This is a genomic window from Flavobacterium sp. (assembly GCF_036741995.1).
GTDB lineage: Bacteria > Bacteroidota > Bacteroidia > Flavobacteriales > Flavobacteriaceae > Flavobacterium.
Genome location: NZ_DAINRG010000003.1, coordinates 97,244 through 115,662, shown reverse-complemented (window position 1 = coordinate 115,662; position 18,419 = coordinate 97,244). Strand labels below are relative to the sequence as shown.

16 protein-coding genes are annotated in these 18,419 nt (G+C 38.6%); 13 read left to right on the top strand and 3 right to left on the bottom strand.

Annotated elements, in window-relative coordinates:
* Nucleotides 1-33 precede the first annotated feature (33 nt).
* From V7D82_RS02785 to V7D82_RS02775, 3 genes are read left to right on the top strand one after another with little or no spacing between them, the layout of a single operon-like run.
* Entirely contained in the window at nt 34-1,341 is a 1,308-nt protein-coding gene (locus tag V7D82_RS02785) for a hypothetical protein (protein WP_333599450.1), read from the top strand.
* 12 nt (nt 1,342-1,353) lie between these two features.
* Nucleotides 1,354-1,908, top strand: a complete 555-nt coding sequence (locus tag V7D82_RS02780; RefSeq protein WP_333599449.1) for an RNA polymerase sigma factor — start codon at nt 1,354-1,356, stop codon at nt 1,906-1,908.
* On the top strand, nt 1,898-3,394 hold the full coding sequence (locus V7D82_RS02775) for an outer membrane beta-barrel protein (RefSeq protein WP_333599448.1): 1,497 nt from the start codon (nt 1,898-1,900) through the stop codon (nt 3,392-3,394). The genes V7D82_RS02780 and V7D82_RS02775 overlap by 11 nt, the downstream gene beginning before the upstream one ends.
* Before the next feature lie 42 nt (nt 3,395-3,436).
* Here the strand turns inward: V7D82_RS02775 and V7D82_RS02770 are convergent, their stop codons facing one another.
* Nucleotides 3,437-4,210: an LA_2272 family surface repeat-containing protein gene (locus tag V7D82_RS02770; protein ID WP_333599447.1), complete on the bottom strand. Its 774-nt coding sequence runs from the start codon at nt 4,208-4,210 to the stop codon at nt 3,437-3,439.
* A gap of 104 nt (nt 4,211-4,314) precedes the next feature.
* Here V7D82_RS02770 and V7D82_RS02765 point away from each other — a divergent pair, with 104 nt between their 5' ends.
* The 3 genes from V7D82_RS02765 to rpe all read left to right on the top strand — a co-directional run bounded on the left by V7D82_RS02765 (nt 4,315) and on the right by rpe (nt 7,000).
* Nucleotides 4,315-5,274 (top strand): hypothetical protein, encoded by a 960-nt coding sequence (locus V7D82_RS02765; RefSeq protein WP_333599446.1) that lies wholly within the window; start codon nt 4,315-4,317, stop codon nt 5,272-5,274.
* Nucleotides 5,275-5,355: 81 nt separating this feature from the next.
* Nucleotides 5,356-6,219: a sigma-70 family RNA polymerase sigma factor gene (locus V7D82_RS02760; RefSeq protein WP_026707723.1), complete on the top strand. Its 864-nt coding sequence runs from the start codon at nt 5,356-5,358 to the stop codon at nt 6,217-6,219.
* Nucleotides 6,220-6,337: 118 nt separating this feature from the next.
* Nucleotides 6,338-7,000, top strand: a complete 663-nt coding sequence (gene rpe / locus V7D82_RS02755) for a ribulose-phosphate 3-epimerase (protein WP_333599445.1) — start codon at nt 6,338-6,340, stop codon at nt 6,998-7,000.
* Nucleotides 7,001-7,005: 5 nt separating this feature from the next.
* Here the strand turns inward: rpe and V7D82_RS02750 are convergent, their stop codons facing one another.
* A complete protein-coding gene (locus V7D82_RS02750) occupies nt 7,006-8,004 on the bottom strand; it encodes a GntR family transcriptional regulator (RefSeq protein WP_333599444.1) in 999 nt (332 codons plus the stop codon).
* 102 nt (nt 8,005-8,106) lie between these two features.
* Between V7D82_RS02750 and V7D82_RS02745 the strand changes: the two genes are divergently transcribed.
* From V7D82_RS02745 to V7D82_RS02715, 7 genes are read left to right on the top strand one after another with little or no spacing between them, the layout of a single operon-like run.
* Entirely contained in the window at nt 8,107-9,153 is a 1,047-nt protein-coding gene (locus tag V7D82_RS02745; RefSeq protein WP_333599443.1) for an aldose epimerase family protein, read from the top strand.
* Between the two features lie 10 nt (nt 9,154-9,163).
* The gene (locus V7D82_RS02740; protein WP_333599442.1) at nt 9,164-10,231 is read left to right on the top strand and encodes a glycoside hydrolase family 53 protein; all 1,068 of its coding nucleotides are present in this window, start codon (nt 9,164-9,166) and stop codon (nt 10,229-10,231) included.
* Between the two features lie 2 nt (nt 10,232-10,233).
* Nucleotides 10,234-11,235 carry a glycoside hydrolase family 53 protein gene (locus V7D82_RS02735; protein ID WP_333599441.1) on the top strand — a complete coding sequence of 334 codons (1,002 nt, stop codon included), beginning with the start codon at nt 10,234-10,236 and terminating at the stop codon, nt 11,233-11,235.
* The gene (gene galA / locus V7D82_RS02730; RefSeq protein ID WP_333599440.1) at nt 11,216-13,666 is read left to right on the top strand and encodes a beta-galactosidase GalA; all 2,451 of its coding nucleotides are present in this window, start codon (nt 11,216-11,218) and stop codon (nt 13,664-13,666) included. Before V7D82_RS02735 ends, galA begins: the two co-directional genes overlap by 20 nt.
* Before the next feature lie 3 nt (nt 13,667-13,669).
* Nucleotides 13,670-14,839 (top strand): galactokinase, encoded by a 1,170-nt coding sequence (gene galK, locus V7D82_RS02725; RefSeq protein ID WP_333599439.1) that lies wholly within the window; start codon nt 13,670-13,672, stop codon nt 14,837-14,839.
* A gap of 3 nt (nt 14,840-14,842) precedes the next feature.
* Complete coding sequence (locus tag V7D82_RS02720; RefSeq protein ID WP_333599438.1) at nt 14,843-15,895, top strand: UDP-glucose--hexose-1-phosphate uridylyltransferase; 1,053 nt, start codon at nt 14,843-14,845, stop codon at nt 15,893-15,895.
* A 1-nt stretch (nt 15,896) separates the two neighbouring features.
* Nucleotides 15,897-17,567 (top strand): sodium/sugar symporter, encoded by a 1,671-nt coding sequence (locus tag V7D82_RS02715; RefSeq protein ID WP_333599437.1) that lies wholly within the window; start codon nt 15,897-15,899, stop codon nt 17,565-17,567.
* A 13-nt stretch (nt 17,568-17,580) separates the two neighbouring features.
* On the opposite strand, the gene V7D82_RS02710 is transcribed toward V7D82_RS02715, so the two are convergent.
* Nucleotides 17,581-18,390: a zinc-dependent peptidase gene (locus V7D82_RS02710; protein WP_333599436.1), complete on the bottom strand. Its 810-nt coding sequence runs from the start codon at nt 18,388-18,390 to the stop codon at nt 17,581-17,583.
* Between the last annotated feature and the right edge of the window lie 29 nt (nt 18,391-18,419).

Here is an 18,419-nt window from a genome sequence, read left to right as displayed (position 1 = left end):
TCTTTTCAGACTTTGTATAAAAAGTCAATAATCATGAAAAACCTAAACCATTTCCCGAAACTAGTTGCTTTGCTACTCTTAACCTTGGTTACTAACAGTTGTAAAGACATTGATGACACTATAAGAATTCCGGAAGCGCAAGATTTGATTCAAAAAGATTCGGAGTTGTATGATTTGATTGGTCGCGTTACTAAAGAAGAAGGCGATCCTATAAAAGACATTGTTTGTATTGATTTTGTGTATCCAATTCATTTAGAAATTTACGATGCCAATTTAGTTCCTGTTGGTTCAGTAACCATTATAGGCGATGATAATTTCAGTGCATTTCTTGGCATTTTACCAGCCGACCAATCATTGAGCATAAGTTATCCTATAGCAACCACACTCAGCGATGGAACTGTATTCACGGTAAACAATAACTCTGAACTGAAACTGGCTATTGACAGTTGTTCGCGTGAAGACATCATTAGTTATTGCAGCGGATTATTCTGTACGGCAAGCCCATCCATAGTCACGCCTTGTGTCTGGAAAGTGCAATACGATGCCACGGGAGATAATCGTTATTTGAGTGGTTATTTTGATGTCAATGTGGATGGAACCATAAAATTGCATTATGGTGGACAGGATTATTTAGGCAGTTGGGTTTTCCTGTTTATCAATAATGAATTCCATATTAATATCAATCTGGAAGGAACTTCGCAGGTGGCACAGGATTGGAACATTGACCGGAAAGTCATTATTGCCGGTGATGAAATCATAATCGTCAATCCGCCGAAAGACATTCATCTGAAAAAAACCTGTCAAAATATAGCGCCTTATGCTATTGGGGATGTTGGCCCGGCCGGTGGCATTGTCTTTTATGACAAAGGCTCTTACACCGAAGGATGGCGTTATGCCGAAGCTTCCCCGGTTGACTTGACTTATTTTGAATGGGGTTGCGCCAGCTCTTCTATTGCAAATTCTCAAGACGGTGCCATTGGAAAAGGACTTTATAACTCGGGTGCTATTTTAAATTTCCATGATGCTTTGACTAACTTTTATACTACTCCAGGCGTTTGCGATGTTGCCAATAACGGAACGGTCGTAGCCAAAGAAGCATTGGCTTATCAACTCAATGGCGTTAAAGATTGGTTTTTGCCATCGGAAGGGGAATTGTTGTTACTTTATACTAATTTGCAGCAGCAGAATTTAGGCAATTTCGCCAGCACCATTTATTGGAGTTCTACTGAAAATGATGCCACAACCGTTAAAACCATTGACTTTAGCAACGGACAAAGTGTTAATAGTTTAAAAGTTCCGGCACCAAACACGATAAATGTTAGATGTATTCGTTATTTTTAAAAAAACTGATTTTTGAATTTAGAAGAGCTCATAAAAAAGTGTAAAAACAATAATTTCAAGGCTCAAGAAGAACTGTATCATCTGTATAAGGATATGCTTTTTGTCTTGAGTCTGAAGTATTGCAAGAATGTGGAGGAGGCAGAAGACAATCTGCAGAATGCTTTTTTGGAGATATTTACCAATATTAAAAAATTCAATAACAGTGGTTCGTTTGAAGGTTGGATGAAACGCATCACCATTAACAAAGCCATTGACAGTTATAAAAAATCATATCAATTAGTGCCGATAAGTGACCAGACTTTCCCCGACACTGACCTTGATGAAAATGAGTTGGAGGAGTATTCGTTAGACTATATACTTTCGCTGATTCAAAATTTACCCAACCAATACCGACTGGTTTTTTGTTTATACGAATTAGACAACTATTCGCATGCCGAAATAGCCGAAATGCTGACGATATCTATTGGTACTTCCAAATCAAACCTGCACAGAGCTAAGATGATTTTGAAAGAACAAATCAAAGCCAATACCACCGTCCCTAATCTGAATATGAAATATGGAAAATAAAAAAGACATAGGAAGAGCCTTTAGCGACAAGCTGAATTCTTTGGACAAAACGCCAAGGGAGAACGTTTGGAACGGCATCAGTTATGAGCTTCAAAAGAAGAAAAAAAGACGAATCGCTTTCTTTTTCTTTTGGACAAAAACCATTGGATTATTGCTTGCCGGCGCTATAGCTGCTTTTTATGTATACCATGCGACTACATCTTCTAACTCCTTGCCACAAATCAATTCCAATGAATCGACAATGGAGAATGGTACTGGAAAAAACACAAAAACGACTACCGTTAGTGGCGAAAACACAAACACCATTGACAATAAAAACACCATAACAAGTGATGGTTCTATTGGCAACGGAAACAAAAGCAGTATTGAAAAGGAAACCATTTCCGGAAAAGAAAACAACATAACTTCCAAAAATGGCGTGAACAACGAAAAAACCAAAACTACCAGTACTACTAACAGCAATAATTCAGCAAATGGGAATTATTCCAAAGCCAATACGTTGAAAGTCTCTAAAGGAAAAAACAAACTGCTTTCAAAAGTTAGCTTGAAAAAATTAGTCAAAAAATCAAGCCGAAAAACCAAATCAAAACACCGAAAATCAAAAGAAAACAACAGCAAAGACAAAACTATTTCCAATAAAAATACCGTTGCCCTTTTTGACCCAACATCATTACAAACCGCTGTTCCTTCTGATAAAACAACTGAAACGGCTCTTAAAAAAACCGACTCGATTGCGGCCAAAAAAGAGAAGGACAAAGTCAAAACCATCACTATGTATCCAAAAGATCCAACCAAAAAAGATAGTATTGATGAAAGCCATCGCAACTTTGACATCGATGTTTTTGTTTCCCCAACGCTTTATGGTAGTTTTCCCAACAAATCGATGTTTGATACGCGGTTGGATTCGCTTTCCCGTTCTTCCAAAATTCAATTTAGTTTTGGCGTGGGAATTAGTTTCAATTTGACAGAGCGGATTTCGTTTCGTCTTGGATTTCAAAAAACCAATGCAAGTCTGATTACTAAAGGAGCGGCGGTCAATACTGCTAATTACAACAACATTGGTTACAACAGCAACGTTTCCAATCAATCGATTTATGCCGCTTCCAACAATGCCCAAACCATGGATATCACTCAGAAAATTTCCTACACTGAGATTCCTATGGAAGTGAAATATAAATTTTTGGATAAAAAAATTGGTGTCAAAGGAATTTTCGGATTTAGTTATTTGTTGCTGAATGACAATGAAGTCAGCATCAAAACAGATACTGGTTTCAGTCAAACTATTGGAAAAACTTCGAGTTTATCTAAAATGGCTTTTTCGGCCAATTTTGGCATTGGATTAGATTATCAAATAGCCAAAAAACTAAAACTCATCCTGGAACCGATGTTTAATTACCAGCTCAAAACGTTTGAAAACAATACTAATGTCAAGCCTTTTGTTTTTGGCATCCGAACCGGAATTCAATATAGTTTTCAAAAAAACTAGATCACAAAAAACCAACTCACGATTTGAGTTGGTTTTTTGTGCTTACCAGTTTAGAATTGGGAAAGACCTTTTTACATTTTTATTCCAAATACCAATTTGAAAACCTTTGGAATGAGATCTATTGAACAATCCTAGTTGCAGGCCATGATTAGTTACCGCTTGATTGACCAGTCCTATTTGCAAACCATCCAATTGGAACGACTGATTGTAAACCCCAACAACAAAACCATTCAAATCATTATTTGCATTTAGTAATCCTACTGAAATACCATTTTGTCTGTCTGCCATTGTTCCCAGAGGCGCAATCGACAGTCCATTGAAGTTTTTGAATTTGTTTCCAAAAGAAAGATTCAGTCCATTCATACTCGTTTGAGTAAAAAAACAGCCAGAGCTTATATTGAGTCCGTTAATGACCAGATGGGTTGTTGTGTCAAAATCTTTAACAATATAGCTATGTTCTAACTTTCGGGGCTTACCATTTGCTTTGGCGTGGTGGTTTCTCTGAATAATTTCAGGCAAATACATCAAATACATAAAAGCCATAAAACCACCGACAATTGGCGCCGGATTTACTTCAACATTCAAGCCATTGATGGTTTGTTTTGCCACTAGTTTGTTGTCAACATGACCAAAACCAAACGCCAAACCGTTCACCTCTTCTATTCTTTTCGACATTGGAGTAATGGCAAAAACTTGCTTTTTTTCTTTAATCCAGAAGAAAACTTCCTTTCTATCAGGACATTGTGAATTGATAGTGTCTTGGGCGAACGTGATTTCAGAAACTAAAATCAGCACTAGCATAATTGTTGTTTTCATAATTACTTGTTTTAAAATTAACACCACAAACCTATTGTGATTATTACATTTAAATTGGTAATAAATAATAATTAAAATTTATATATTTGCGATTATCACAAATTATGAACCCTCAAGAACTTCTTTTAAAAACTATCCGAAAGCAACTTTCCGGCACATCACTAAATGATGAGATTGCTACTGTACTGAATATTAGTTATGATGCCGCCCACCGCCGTGTTTCGGGAAAAAGTAAATTTTCTATTGATGAAACCATACAATTAGTGCATCATTACAATATTTCGTTGGATGCTTTATTTCTTAAAAATGAGAAAGTAATCATCGAAAAAACCATTGAAATTACTTCGTTAAAAGACATGCTGTCCTATTTTAAAACATCGGCGGAACGCATTGAACAACTCACTAGAAATAGTGATGCAATCTTGTATTATTCGGCCAAAGACATTCCGCTTTTTTATTTTATGGATGGAACGATAATGTCTAAATTCAAGGCCTATGTATGGCTGATGCTCTTAAATCAAACCCAACCCAAAGAAGCGTTTGAGTATTTCATAATTGACGAATCGTTTATGGAACACATGCAAAAGCTGAAAAAAACATACGAAACGGTTAGCGTGAAGGAAATCTGGAATGACACCACCATAAACAGTAGTTTACAGCAAATCCTATATTTTTATGAGGCTGGCTTACTTTCTTTCAAAAACGCCACTGCTTTGTATCAGGATTTAAAGAGAATTTTAAAGGTGATTCAAGAAAAATCAAATAAGACAAACACCAACTACTCGCTCTTTTACAACGAATTGATTCTTTTAAATAACAATATGCTAATCGAAACCGCAAACAAACTCACGATGTTTGTCCCTTATACTTTGCTTGGTTATTTTATCACTGACCATCCGGAAAGTTGTCATAATGCCCAGCAATTTTTTGACCAGCAAATTGTCAATTCAAAACTATTGAACCAATCCGGAATCAAAGAACAACAGCTGTTTTTCAACCGGGCGAATAGAAAAATTGATTATTATTTAGAGAAATTAAACAGCCAGGTGGATCTCCTGCATTAAATTTTATTTATCATTTTGTAACTTTTTTGATTTTCAATACGTATAACCACCTGAACACTTTAAAGTAAAGGAGATACATTAATGAGACAGCTCAAAATCACCAAGCAGGTAACCAACCGTGAAACTGCTTCCTTAGACAAGTACCTACAAGAAATTGGAAAAGTTGACTTAATTACTGCTGATGAAGAGGTAGAATTAGCTCAGAAAATCAAGGCCGGCGACCAACGTGCGTTAGAGAAATTGACAAAAGCCAATTTGCGTTTCGTGGTTTCGGTAGCCAAACAATACCAAAATCAAGGATTAACACTTCCCGATTTGATTAACGAAGGAAACTTAGGGTTGATTAAAGCAGCTCAACGTTTTGATGAAACACGTGGTTTCAAATTCATTTCTTATGCGGTATGGTGGATTCGTCAGTCGATTTTGCAAGCTTTGGCTGAGCAATCTCGTATTGTACGTTTGCCTTTGAACAAAATTGGTTCGATCAATAAAATCAACAAAATGTACGCTTTGTTAGAGCAATCTAACGAAAGACCACCTTCTGCTGAAGAAATTGCCAAAGAATTGGACATGACAGTTAATGATGTAAAAGAGTCCATGAAAAACTCCGGTCGTCATTTATCCATGGATGCGCCACTTGTTGAAGGAGAAGATTCAAACCTTTACGACGTTTTGCGTTCAGGCGAATCTCCAAATCCAGATAGAGAATTAATCCACGAATCGTTGCGTACAGAAATTGAGCGCTCTTTGGAGACCTTAACACCAAGAGAAGCTGACGTAGTGCGTTTATACTTCGGTTTAGGCGATCAACACCCAATGACTTTAGAAGAAATTGGAGAAACTTTCGATTTAACTCGTGAGCGTGTACGTCAAATCAAGGAAAAAGCGATTCGCAGATTAAAACACACTTCCAGAAGTAAAATATTAAAAACATATTTAGGATAATCCTAAGCACGATAACAACAGTCTGATTAACTGTTCGTTTTTTGATTGATGATTGAAACTCCGGCTGATTACCGGAGTTTTATTTTTTATAATTATCTTTGCCGAAACAACACAAACAATGAAAAATACACTTATTGCACCTTCTGTTCTTGCTGCTGATTTTGCTAATCTGCAACGCGATATTGAAATGATTAATAACAGTGAAGCCGACTGGTTTCACATCGACATCATGGACGGTGCTTTTGTTCCCAATATTTCTTTCGGGATGCCGGTTTTGGAAGCCATTAAAAGACATGCTAAGAAAACCATCGACGTGCATTTAATGATTGTTAAACCCGACCGATACATCAAAACTTTTGCCGAATTAGGCGCCAATATTTTAACCGTTCACTACGAAGCCTGTACGCATTTGCACAGAACGCTACAAGCCATCAAAGCCGAAGGCATGAAAGCCGGCGTGGCTTTAAATCCGCATACCAGTGTGGATTTGTTGGAAGATGTGATTCAGGATATCGATTTGGTTTGCATGATGAGTGTAAATCCAGGTTTTGGCGGACAATCTTTTATTGAAAATACATATTCAAAAGTGGCAAAACTAAAAGAGCTAATCATCCGAAAAAACGCTGCTACTCTTATCGAAATTGATGGTGGCGTGACCAATAAAAATGCCAAACAACTGGTTGAAGCCGGTGCTGATGTTTTAGTAGCGGGAAGCTTTGTTTTTAAAGCCGAAGACCCAACGCTAACCATCGCCGACTTGAAAAAAATCACAACATTCTAATTCCTTTAAATAGAATTTCTGATTATTAATTGGCTGCTGTTTTTCAGTTGTTGTTTAGAATTGGTATTAATCATTTCGGCCAAAATTTTCCCCATGACTTTGAAATCTGTTGAAATGGTTGTGATGCCGTTTTCTACAACTTTTTTCAAGGAGGTTTCGTTATAGGAAATGATGCCAAAATCAACTCCCAATTTTAGGTTTTGACTTTTCGACTGTTCGATAACATTCACTAAATGCCGGTCACTCGGAATGATAAACAAGCTGCCTTTTTCAATTGCATCATTATCAAATGTCGCAACGACTTTATGTTTACACCCATTTTCCCTGCAAAAATTTTCAAAACCGGCTACCATTCCTATGGGCTCTTTATCTCCCGGAAATATCAAAATCAGCTCCTCATATTTGTCTAATTTATCTTTGCCAAAAACCAAAGCATCATACATATCAGTTGTGAAATTTTGATAAACGGCAGGATAATCACTTAGTTTTTCATTAGTCTGATCCAAAATGTAAGTACTGTTCAACGGCAAGGTTTTAATAAACTCCGTAGTTCCTTCCAGATTGGATGGCATAATAATATATTTTGAGTAATTCCCTCTGCTCTCGTTAACGAGTTTTTTAAACATTTCTAAATTGAAATGGTGGAAGAAAATGTCGATTTGAAAATTTTTGTTGACATGCGCCATAAAAGAATTATACAAATCCTCTTTGAACGCATTTAGTTCATCAAACAACAGAAAGATACGCTGTTCCAAAGTAAACTCAACGCTTTTCACATAATAGCCTTTGCCCAGAATAGCGTAAATAATGCCTCTTTTTTTCAATTCATCATACGCCAGCAAAACGGTATCCCTGGAAATGGAAAACTCCAAACTGACTTTGTTAACTGAAGGTAATTTCTCATCCCGCTTCAGTCTTTTTTCGGCAATAGCCATTTCAACAGAAAGCACTATCTGTTTGTATTTGGGTTGATTTGACTGATTATTTATAGTAATAATTTTCATCGAAATGCACTAACTGGTAGCAAGATATGAAAAAACTGGTAGGTAGTGGTATGGAAGCGAAAGAATAAATAATAATTTCGTTATCATATTGATAAAAAAGCAATGAATAAAAATCATTTTTCACAAATTTACAGTACAAAAAATACGAAATTATTTGGGGAGCTAACTACTAACCAAGTGGTTTTCCGTCATACCCTGAGTAATAAAAATGGTTGTGAATTCTCTGTGATAAACTATGGTGCCACCATTACTTCCTTAAAAATCCCCAACTCAACTGGAGAAAAAGTAGATGTCGTATTGGGATTTGAAACTTTAGAAGATTATATCAATTCCTTTGATTTGCCAAGTGCTCCTTATCTCGGCGCCATTGTGGGTCGTTATGCCGGCAGAATCAACAATGGCTCTTTTTCATTGAACGGAAAAACTATTGACTTATCCAAAAATTGGAACTCGCATCAAATTCATGGCGGCTCCATTGGGTTCAGTCGAAAATTTTGGAATGTAAAATCAATCTCCGACGAGGAAAATCCCTCCATCACACTAGAATACACCAGTAAGAACAACGAAGAAAATTTCCCGGGAGAATTATATGTGGAAGTGACTTATATGTTAACCGAAGACAACGAACTTAAAATAACCTTTATCGCTAAATCCTCAGAAGACACCATCATTAATTTAACCCAACACAGTTATTTTAATCTTGACGGACATTCCGATGATATTACCAATCAAACGCTTTTGGTCAATTCTGATAAAATATTGGAAACCACTGATGAACTTATTCCAACCGGAAATTTTATCTCGTTAGAAAACCATCCTTTTGATTTTGCTGTTGCCAAAAATTGCCCAACATCCATTGACAACACTTTTGTGCTTACTGGTAAAAAAGCGGCGGTTCTTTACAGCAAAAAAAACAAATTAAAAATGACGGTACTAACGAATCAACCAGCTGTTCACATTTATGTTGGCGGTAATTGTTTTGGCCAAATAAAAGGAAAAGAAAAGGCAAATTATCATCCCAAAAGCGGCATTTGCTTTGAAGCACAAAACTTTCCCGATGCTCCAAATCATTCTCATTTTCCGAGTGCTTTATTGAAAAAAGAGGAAGAATATTTACACCAAACAACATTCAAATTTGAAAACCTATAATCTATCAAGTATGAAAAAACTAATTTTCAGTTTACTTACCATCACCTTATTTTCTTGTTCTTCCGACAGTAGTTCAACTCCTCAACCCGTTGTAGAAGACACTTTCATTCGCGGTGCCGACATGTCTTTTTTGCCTTTAATCGAAAGCGAAGGAACCATTTACAAACACAACAATCAGGCAGAAGACGCCATAACCACACTAAAAAATGCCGGTTGCAACGCCATCCGAATTCGCCTTTGGCAAAATCCTTCCGACGGTCATTCGGGACTGGCTGAAGTAAAAGCTTTAGCACTCCGGGTAAAACAGGCCGGTTTGAAAGTTTGGCTCACCGTTCACTATTCAGACACTTGGGCTGATCCGGGAAACCAAACCAAACCAGCGGCTTGGCAGAGTTTATCATTTACCGATTTGAAAACGGCTGTGGCTACCTATACCACGCAAATAATGACTGAAATCAATCCGGACATTATTCAAATTGGCAACGAAACCAACGACGGGATGCTTTGGCCGGAAGGCAAATTATCAACGAATGAAAGTCAGTATTTACAATTGGTTTCCAGTGCTACTGCAGCCGTAAGAAGTAAATCATCCACTGCCAAAATCATGCTTCATTTCGCCGGAATTACCGGTTCTGATTGGTTTTTCAGCAAAGTGGCTAACATCGATTATGACTACATCGGTTTGTCTTATTATCCAATATATCACGGAAAAAATTTGGCTACACTGCAAAGCACCATCAATAGCTTGGGGCAATTATATAACAAAAAAGTACTGATTGCCGAAACAGCTTATCCGTTTACCTTTGGTTATAACGATTATACCAACAATATTATTGGATTAGACAATCAAATAATTCCCGCTTTCCCTGCCACAGAAACAGGCCAAAAAGGGTTTCTTTCTGCTATAAAAAATGGTTTAACCCAAAGTACATCCGGAATCGGTTTTTGTTATTGGGGAACCGAATGGGTAGCTTTCAGAGGGCCAACGGCCACCAATGGTTCTTCATGGGAAAACCAGGCTTTATGGGATTTTAATAACAATGCACTTCCTGCTATGGATGTGTTTAATGCTAATTAATTATGAAAAAAACGATTTTATTAGTATTCTTTTCAATAATTGGCTTCAGCCAAAACAAACCCTTTGCCAAAGGCGCCGATGTAGGTTGGTTACCCCAAATGGAAGCCACAGGGTATAAATTTTACGACTCCGATGGCCGCGAAAAAGATTGTCTGCAACTATTAAAAGACCGCGGCATGAATTCAATTCGGTTGCGGGTTTGGGTCAATCCGAACGATGATAAAGCCAGCGGCCATTGCAGCAAAGACGAAACGGTTGCCATGGCAGTACGGGCTCAAAAAATGGGCTTTCGCATTATGATTGATTTTCATTATTCCGATTCCTGGGCTGATCCGGCTAAGCAATTCAAACCGAAAGCTTGGGAGAAACATTCATTTCCTGAATTACTAAACGATGTGTACAACCATACTTTTGATGTTTTATCAGCCTTGAAAAAAGCAGGTGTAACTCCGGAATGGGTTCAAATTGGCAATGAAATTCCGGGCGGAATGCTTTGGCCTGACGGAAGCACCAACAATTGGAAACAACTTGGCCAATTATTAAACAAAGGATACGAAGCTACAAAAGCCGTGGATCAATCCATCAAAGTCATAGTGCATGTAGATGAAGGAAACAACAATGCCAAATTCCGAACCTTCTTTGACAATGCCACTGCTCAAAAAGTAAAATATGACGTAATCGGAATGTCCTATTATCCCTATTGGATCAAAAAAGATTACAGCGAAACGATTGCCGATTTACAATTTAACTTAAACGACATGGCAAAACGTTACGACAAAGAAGTTATGGTGGTGGAAGTAGGTGGTGAAGATGACAAAGTGCAAAACACTTACGAACTTTTAGCAGCGACGATTAAAGCCGTAAAAAATGTTCCGAACCACAAAGGATTGGGCGTGCTTTACTGGGAACCGCAAGGCGCCAAAAGCTGGAGTCATTACAGTTTAAGCGCTTGGCAGGCTGATGGCAAACCTTCGCCGGCCTTAGATGCTTTTAAAGAAAATTAAAGTAATGGATATGCGTAACCTAACCTTAAAATCAGCATTGATACTGGCCAGTCTTTTACTGAATGGCTTCCTTTCCAACGCTCAAAAGAAAATCAACTTTGATGAAGGTTGGAAATTTCATTTCGGCCATGCTGCCAATCCCGATAAGGATTTTAATTACAGTACTGCCACGATTTTCTCTAAATCGGGTGCCGCTGCAAAAACAGCTATTGATCCAAAATTTGCCGACAGCACTTGGACATCTGTAAATGTCCCACACGATTGGGCAGTGGAGTTGCCTTTTGAAAATTCTCCCAATTTTGATGTGGAATCCCATGGTTACAAACCGGTGGGCGGATTTTATCCGGAAACCAGTATTGGCTGGTATCGCAAGCATTTTTCGGTAAACAAAAAGGATGCTAATGATAGGTTTCAAATTCAATTTGACGGTATTTATCGCAATGCTTCCATTTGGTTAAATGGTTTTTATGTGGGAACTAATATGAGCGGCTATGTTGGGATGGCCTATGATGTGACCGATTACATCAATTTTGATAAAGAAAATGTACTCGTCGTAAGAGTCGATGCCACCCAATACGAAGGCTGGTTCTACGAAGGTGCCGGAATTTACCGCCATGTATGGCTCAATCAATACAACAACTTACACATCCCGGAAGGCGGTTTGTATGTCGTTCCGGAAATAAAAGGAAAAGAGGCAATTGTAGCAATTGAGACTTCCGTTGAGAATAAAAATCTGAAAACTTCCCAGTGTACGGTATACTCCTATATCACAGACAGAAATGGAAAGGTATTGGCCAAAACTAACGAACAGAAATTGTCACTTGCGGTAAATGCCCAATCAACTGTCAAACAAAAACTAACGATAAACAATGCCCGCCTGTGGTCTTTAGAAGACCCCTATTTGTACAAAGCATTTTCAGTAGTGAAACAGGATGGTCAAATTGTTTATCAGACTAAAACCCGATTTGGTGTCAGAAATGTGAGATTTGATGCCAAAGACGGTTTCTTCTTAAACGGGAAACACCTCAAAATTCAAGGCACCAACAACCATCAGGATCATGCCGGCATCGGTAGTGCAATGCCTGATTATATGCAATACTATCGCATCAAACAATTAAAAAGATTAGGCTCTAATGCCTACAGAACCAGTCACAATGCTCCTACGCCTGAACTTCTGGAAGCTTGTGACAGCTTGGGCATGTTGGTGCTGGACGAACAACGTTTACTCAACAGCAGTCCGGAATACATAAACCAATTCGAGCGATTGATTTTGAGAGACCGAAATCATCCTTCTGTATTTCTGTGGTCTATCGGAAACGAAGAAGGCTGGATTCAAAAAACAGAACACGGCAAAAAAATAGCACAAACACTTTTGGCCAAACAAAAAGAACTAGACCCGTCAAGAACGAGTACGTATGCTGCCGATATGGGTAATGAATTCAATGGAGTTAATGAAGTGATTCCGGTTCGCGGTTTCAATTACCGTCAATTTGCTGTCGCCGATTACCACAAAGACCATCCGAATCAGCCTTTGATCGGAACTGAAATGGGAAGTACCGTAACCACTCGTGGCATTTATGAAAAAGACAGCATCAGAGCCTATGTTCCCGATCAAGATATTACCGCGCCATGGTGGGCCAGTAAAGCCGAAGACTGGTGGAAACTAGCCGCTGAAAATGATTATTGGCAAGGTGGTTTTGTCTGGACCGGTTTTGATTATCGCGGGGAACCAACTCCCTATAAATGGCCAAATGTAAACTCTCATTTCGGAATCATGGATGTGTGTGGTTTCCCAAAAAATATTTATTACTACTATCAAAGTTGGTGGACCGATGAAGATGTTTTGCACATATCTCCCCACTGGAATTGGCCTGAAAAAATAGGAAAACCTATAGATGTCTGGGTGAACTCCAATGCTGATGACGTGGAACTTTTCTTAAATGGCAAAAGTTTGGGCAAAAAAGTAATGCCGAGAAACAGTCATTTGCAATGGCAAGTCAATTACGAACCCGGGACGCTGGAAGCTATTGGCTATAAAAAAGGCAAAAAAATAACCTCAAAAGTAGAAACCACCGATCAGGTAGTCAATGTGGTAATGGCCCCCGACAAAACCACATTGATGGCTGACGGTACTGATGCTACAGTAATCAATATTTCCTTAACCGATGACAAAGGACGTGAAGTTCCGATTGCTGATAATATGGTGAAGTTTTATCTAACCGGCGATGCCAAAATTATAGGAGTGGGCAATGGCGACCCAAGTTCTCACGAACCGGATAAATGCAAGGACGGTGCCTGGCAAAGAAGTGCCTTCAACGGAAAATGTCAAATCATTATTCAAGCCGGAAAAACTGCGGGGTCCATAAAACTGGAAGCCAAATCGAACGGACTAAACTCCGGTTCTACCATAATCAACCTTGTGAAATCTTAACTGATGAAAAAGAAATTAATCCAGCATACTTCGGAACATTTTGAAAAAATACTTCAAAAAACACCGGAATACATTTTCCTTTCGCCGGGAAGAATCAATATCATTGGGGAACACATTGATTACAATGATGGCTTTGTGATGCCGGCCGCCATCAACAAATACATCTGCTTTGCCATTTCCAAAAATGACACTTCTGAATGCACGTTAATTGCCAAAGATTTGAACGAAGCCTATAAATTTGATTTAAACGATGACTTGAAACCCATTGATAAAATGTGGGCCAATTATATTCTGGGCGTTTTGTATCAATTGAAAGAAAGAGGGTTTGCTATGAATGGTTTTAACATCGTTTTCAGTAGTACCATCCCAATGGGTGCCGGACTTTCTTCTTCTGCTGCGTTGGAATGTGGGATTGCTTACGCCATGAATACGCTGTTTGATTTGGGTTTAACCAAAGAAGAGATTGCGCTCATCGGACAAAAAGCAGAACATACTTTTGCCGGCGTCAACTGTGGCATTATGGATCAGTTTGCTTCGGTTTTTGGCAAAAAAAACAGCGTTATCAAACTCGATTGCAACACGCTTGACTATGAATATTACAAAGCGGATTTCAAAAAATATTCGTTACTTTTATTGGACAGCAATGTAAAGCATACGCATTTGACTTCAGGGTATAATGTCCGAAGACAAGAAGTAGAGCAAGGCTTGGCGATTATCAAACAGCACTTTTCGGAAGTCAAAACGTTTAGAGACTGTTCTGAAAAAATGGTTTTGGAGCTCCGCGAAAAATTAGGCGATACTGTTTTCAAACGTTGTCATTTTGTTGTGAAAGAAATCCAGCGCGTTTTAGATGCGACTACTGCTTTGACACAAGCTGATTTCAAAAAACTGGGCAAATTAATGTCTGAAACACACGAAGGCTTGTCCAAAGAATATGAAGTGAGTTGTGATGAAATTGACTTTTTAGTCGATGCCGTACAACATGAAAAATCGGTTTTAGGTTCGAGAATGATGGGCGGCGGTTTTGGTGGTTGTTCCATTAATTTGGTGGAAAAAGGTTCCGAAAATGAACTCATTGAACGCATTTCCCAACAATACCGCAACGCTTTTGGCATCGAATTGAAACCCTATAAAATAAAAATTTCAAAAGGCACTACGCTTTACAAAAACTAAATCATGCAACATTTCAATAATAACGAGCACCCACACCGAAGATACAATCCTTTGCTTGACGAATGGATTTTGGTTTCGCCGCATCGCGCCAAGCGGCCGTGGCAAGGTCAAAAGGAAAAAATAGCCGAAGACAATCGCCCAGAACACGATAAAGACTGTTATTTATGTGCCGGAAATGTGCGTGCCAATGGTGTGAAAAATGAAGAGTATACCGATTGCTACGTGTTCGAAAATGATTTTTCAGCTTTGCTGAAAGAGGAAGTTTCCTTTAAAAACAACAACAAACCCTTGTTTCAATTAAAACCGGAACGGGGCATTAACAAAGTGGTTTGCTTTTCGCCCAAACACAACCTCACCTTACCCGAAATGGAAGTTTCGGCTATTGAAAAAGTAATACTCACCTGGGCCGAACAATACATTGAACTGGGCAGCCACAACTTCATTAATTACATTCAGATTTTTGAGAACAAAGGCAGCGTGATGGGGTGCAGCAATCCGCATCCGCACGGACAAATTTGGGCACAATCTTCGTTGCCGACACAAGTCGAAAAAACCCAAAAAAGCCTTCGCTCCTATTACGAAAAAAACAAAACCAGTTTGCTGAAAGACTATGTAAACGAAGAATTGAAAAAAGAAGAACGCATCGTGCTGGAGAACGATCATTTTGTGGTTTTGGTGCCTTTTTGGGCAACCTGGCCTTATGAAACGATGATTATCAGCAAAAGACATTTTGGCAATATCATTGCCATGAATAAGGAAGAAACCACCGCATTTGCCGAAATCTTAAAAGGAATCACGGTGAAATACGACAATCTTTTTGAGACTTCTTTTCCGTATTCTTCGGGAATTCATCAAACACCAACCGATAGGATTTCGCATCCCGAATGGCATTTTCACATGCATTTTTATCCGCCTTTGTTGCGAAGTGCAACCGTAAAGAAATTCATGGTCGGCTACGAAATGCTGGGCGAAGCACAACGCGATATTTCACCGGAACAAAGTGCCAAAATTTTAAGAGACTTACCAACCCTACATTACAAAACTAAAACCAAATAACATGCAAACCCTAACCACCAAAGACTATATCGTTTTTTTGCTGTATTTCGTCATTATTGTCGGATACGGCTATTGGATTTACAACCGAAAAAAGAAAGCACAAACCAGTAGTAACGATTACTTTTTAGCGGAAGGTTCGTTGACCTGGTGGGCCATTGGCGCTTCGTTAATTGCCAGTAACATCAGTGCCGAGCAATTCATCGGAATGAGCGGTAGCGGTTTCAAAATGGGATTGGCCATTGCAACCTACGAATGGATGGCGGCAGCAACACTGGTCATCGTGGCGGTTTTCTTTATGCCGGTTTATCTGAAGAACAAAATCTTCACCATGCCGCAATACCTGAATAAGCGTTACAACAGCAATGTGGCGATGATTATGGCGGTGTTTTGGTTGTTACTTTATGTCTTGGTGAATCTGACTTCAATTTTATACCTAGGCGCTTTGGCGATTAGTAGCATATCCGGATTGAACATTACTTTCTGTATGGTTTTCTTGGCGCTTTTTGCTGTGATGATTTCGCTTGGCGGCATGAAAGTGATTGGCTATACCGATGTGATTCAGGTGTTCTTTTTGATTTTGGGCGGATTGGTAACAACGTATTTAGCGTTGAATTTGGTCGCTACCGAATTTGGTTCTACCGGAGTTCTCAATGGTTTTACTTTGATGACGACCCATGCCAATGACCATTTCCACATGATATTTGACAAGACGAATCCGAATTACATGGACTTGCCAGGGCTTTCCGTATTGATTGGCGGAATGCTGATTATCAATTTGAATTACTGGGGTTGCAACCAATACATCACGCAGCGGGCTTTGGGCGCCGATTTAAAAACAGCGCGTGGCGGCATCTTATTCGCAGCCTTCTTAAAATTATTAATGCCGGTCATCGTGGTTTTACCCGGAATTGCCGCTTATGTTTTATACCAAAACGGACACTTTCACACCGAAATGCTACAAGACGGAACTGTAAATCCAGACAGAGCTTATCCAATTTTACTAAATCTGCTGCCGGTTGGTTTGAAAGGATTATCCTTTGCCGCTTTGACGGCTGCCATTGTAGCTTCGTTAGCCGGAAAAGCCAATAGTATCGCTACGATTTTTACGTTAGACATTTATAAAAACAAATTAAACGTAGAAGCCAGCGAGAAGAAATTAGTAAGCATGGGAAAAATGACTATCATAACGGCCATGATTGTTGCGGTTATTGTAGCTCCGTTTTTAGGCATTGACAAAAAAGGCGGTTTCCAATACATTCAGGAATATACCGGTTTTGTGAGTCCGGGTGTTTTTGCGATGTTCATCTTAGGGTTCTTCTGGAAAAAAACGACTTCCAATGCGGCTTTATTTGCCACAATTGGCGGGTTTCTATTCTCGATTATTTTCAAATTCATGCCGGCTTTTGTCGATTTATCATTCCTGAATCCAATGGGATTTGCGGTACCGAATGCTAATGGTATTTACGAGATTCCGTTTATTGACCGGATGGGATTTGTGTTCCTGATTTGTGTGATTGGAATGTATATCATCAGTATGTATGAAAACAGAAAAGGCGTCCAGACCAACGGCTTGGAAGTAAACAAAACGATGTTCAAAATGTCGCCAAGCTTTACTGTTGGAATGCTGATTATTGTAGCTGTTCTGGCGGCTTTATATACTGTTTTCTGGTAATATAATTAACCCATTACGGTTGGTAGTTGAGCAGTAAACTCACATTCAAAAACAACTCCGGGAATTCTCTTTTGAAATCCTGGGGTGTTTCAAAATAATGTTCGATGATTACCGATACAAATTCAAACTCATTGGTGTAGGCATAAACCCTGAAATAGTTTGAATTGATGAGGCGCTGTCTGTTTGGCGGATGCATTACTTCTTTTTTCAGTCGGTTAAACCGGCTTGAAAAAATGGTGGCACTGGCATCATTCTTCTTTAAACCATGGAAAAGGATAACATGGGTGAACTCATGTATTCCGAGGTTTAGATTGTCATTGCTGATTTCATACCCCAGTAAAAAATCTTTCCAGGAAAAGACAACCGCTTTTAGTCTTGGATTGAATTCTCCTTTATGATATTCCTCGCTAACAGTTGAATAATATTCGTCGGGATATAGTATTATTTTATCAAATTCATCAATAAGATAACTTCGCATTCCGAAAGTAAGCATCACATAAGTAGCCGCCACCAGTAGCTTGACTTCATTTGTAATCAAAAAATCTTCTCTTTCAATGAATGTATAGCTTTCGAGGAACTTAGCCACTCTGTGCCTAAAATAGTGTTTCTTTTTATCCGTAAGGGAATTATAAAACTGAAACTTTTGACGCAGTATGGATTCTTCCTGTGGCGAAAGTGTTTTTAAATGAGTATAAAAATGAACAAATAAAGGTTTACCAAAAACAAGGCTGTAATAATACTCCACCACATAAAAAACGATATTAAAAAAAAGCAGCAAAGCCAATAGCGATAAGGCTAAAATCACAATTAAAATGATAATCATACTTTTATATTTATGCCAATAATAAGCAA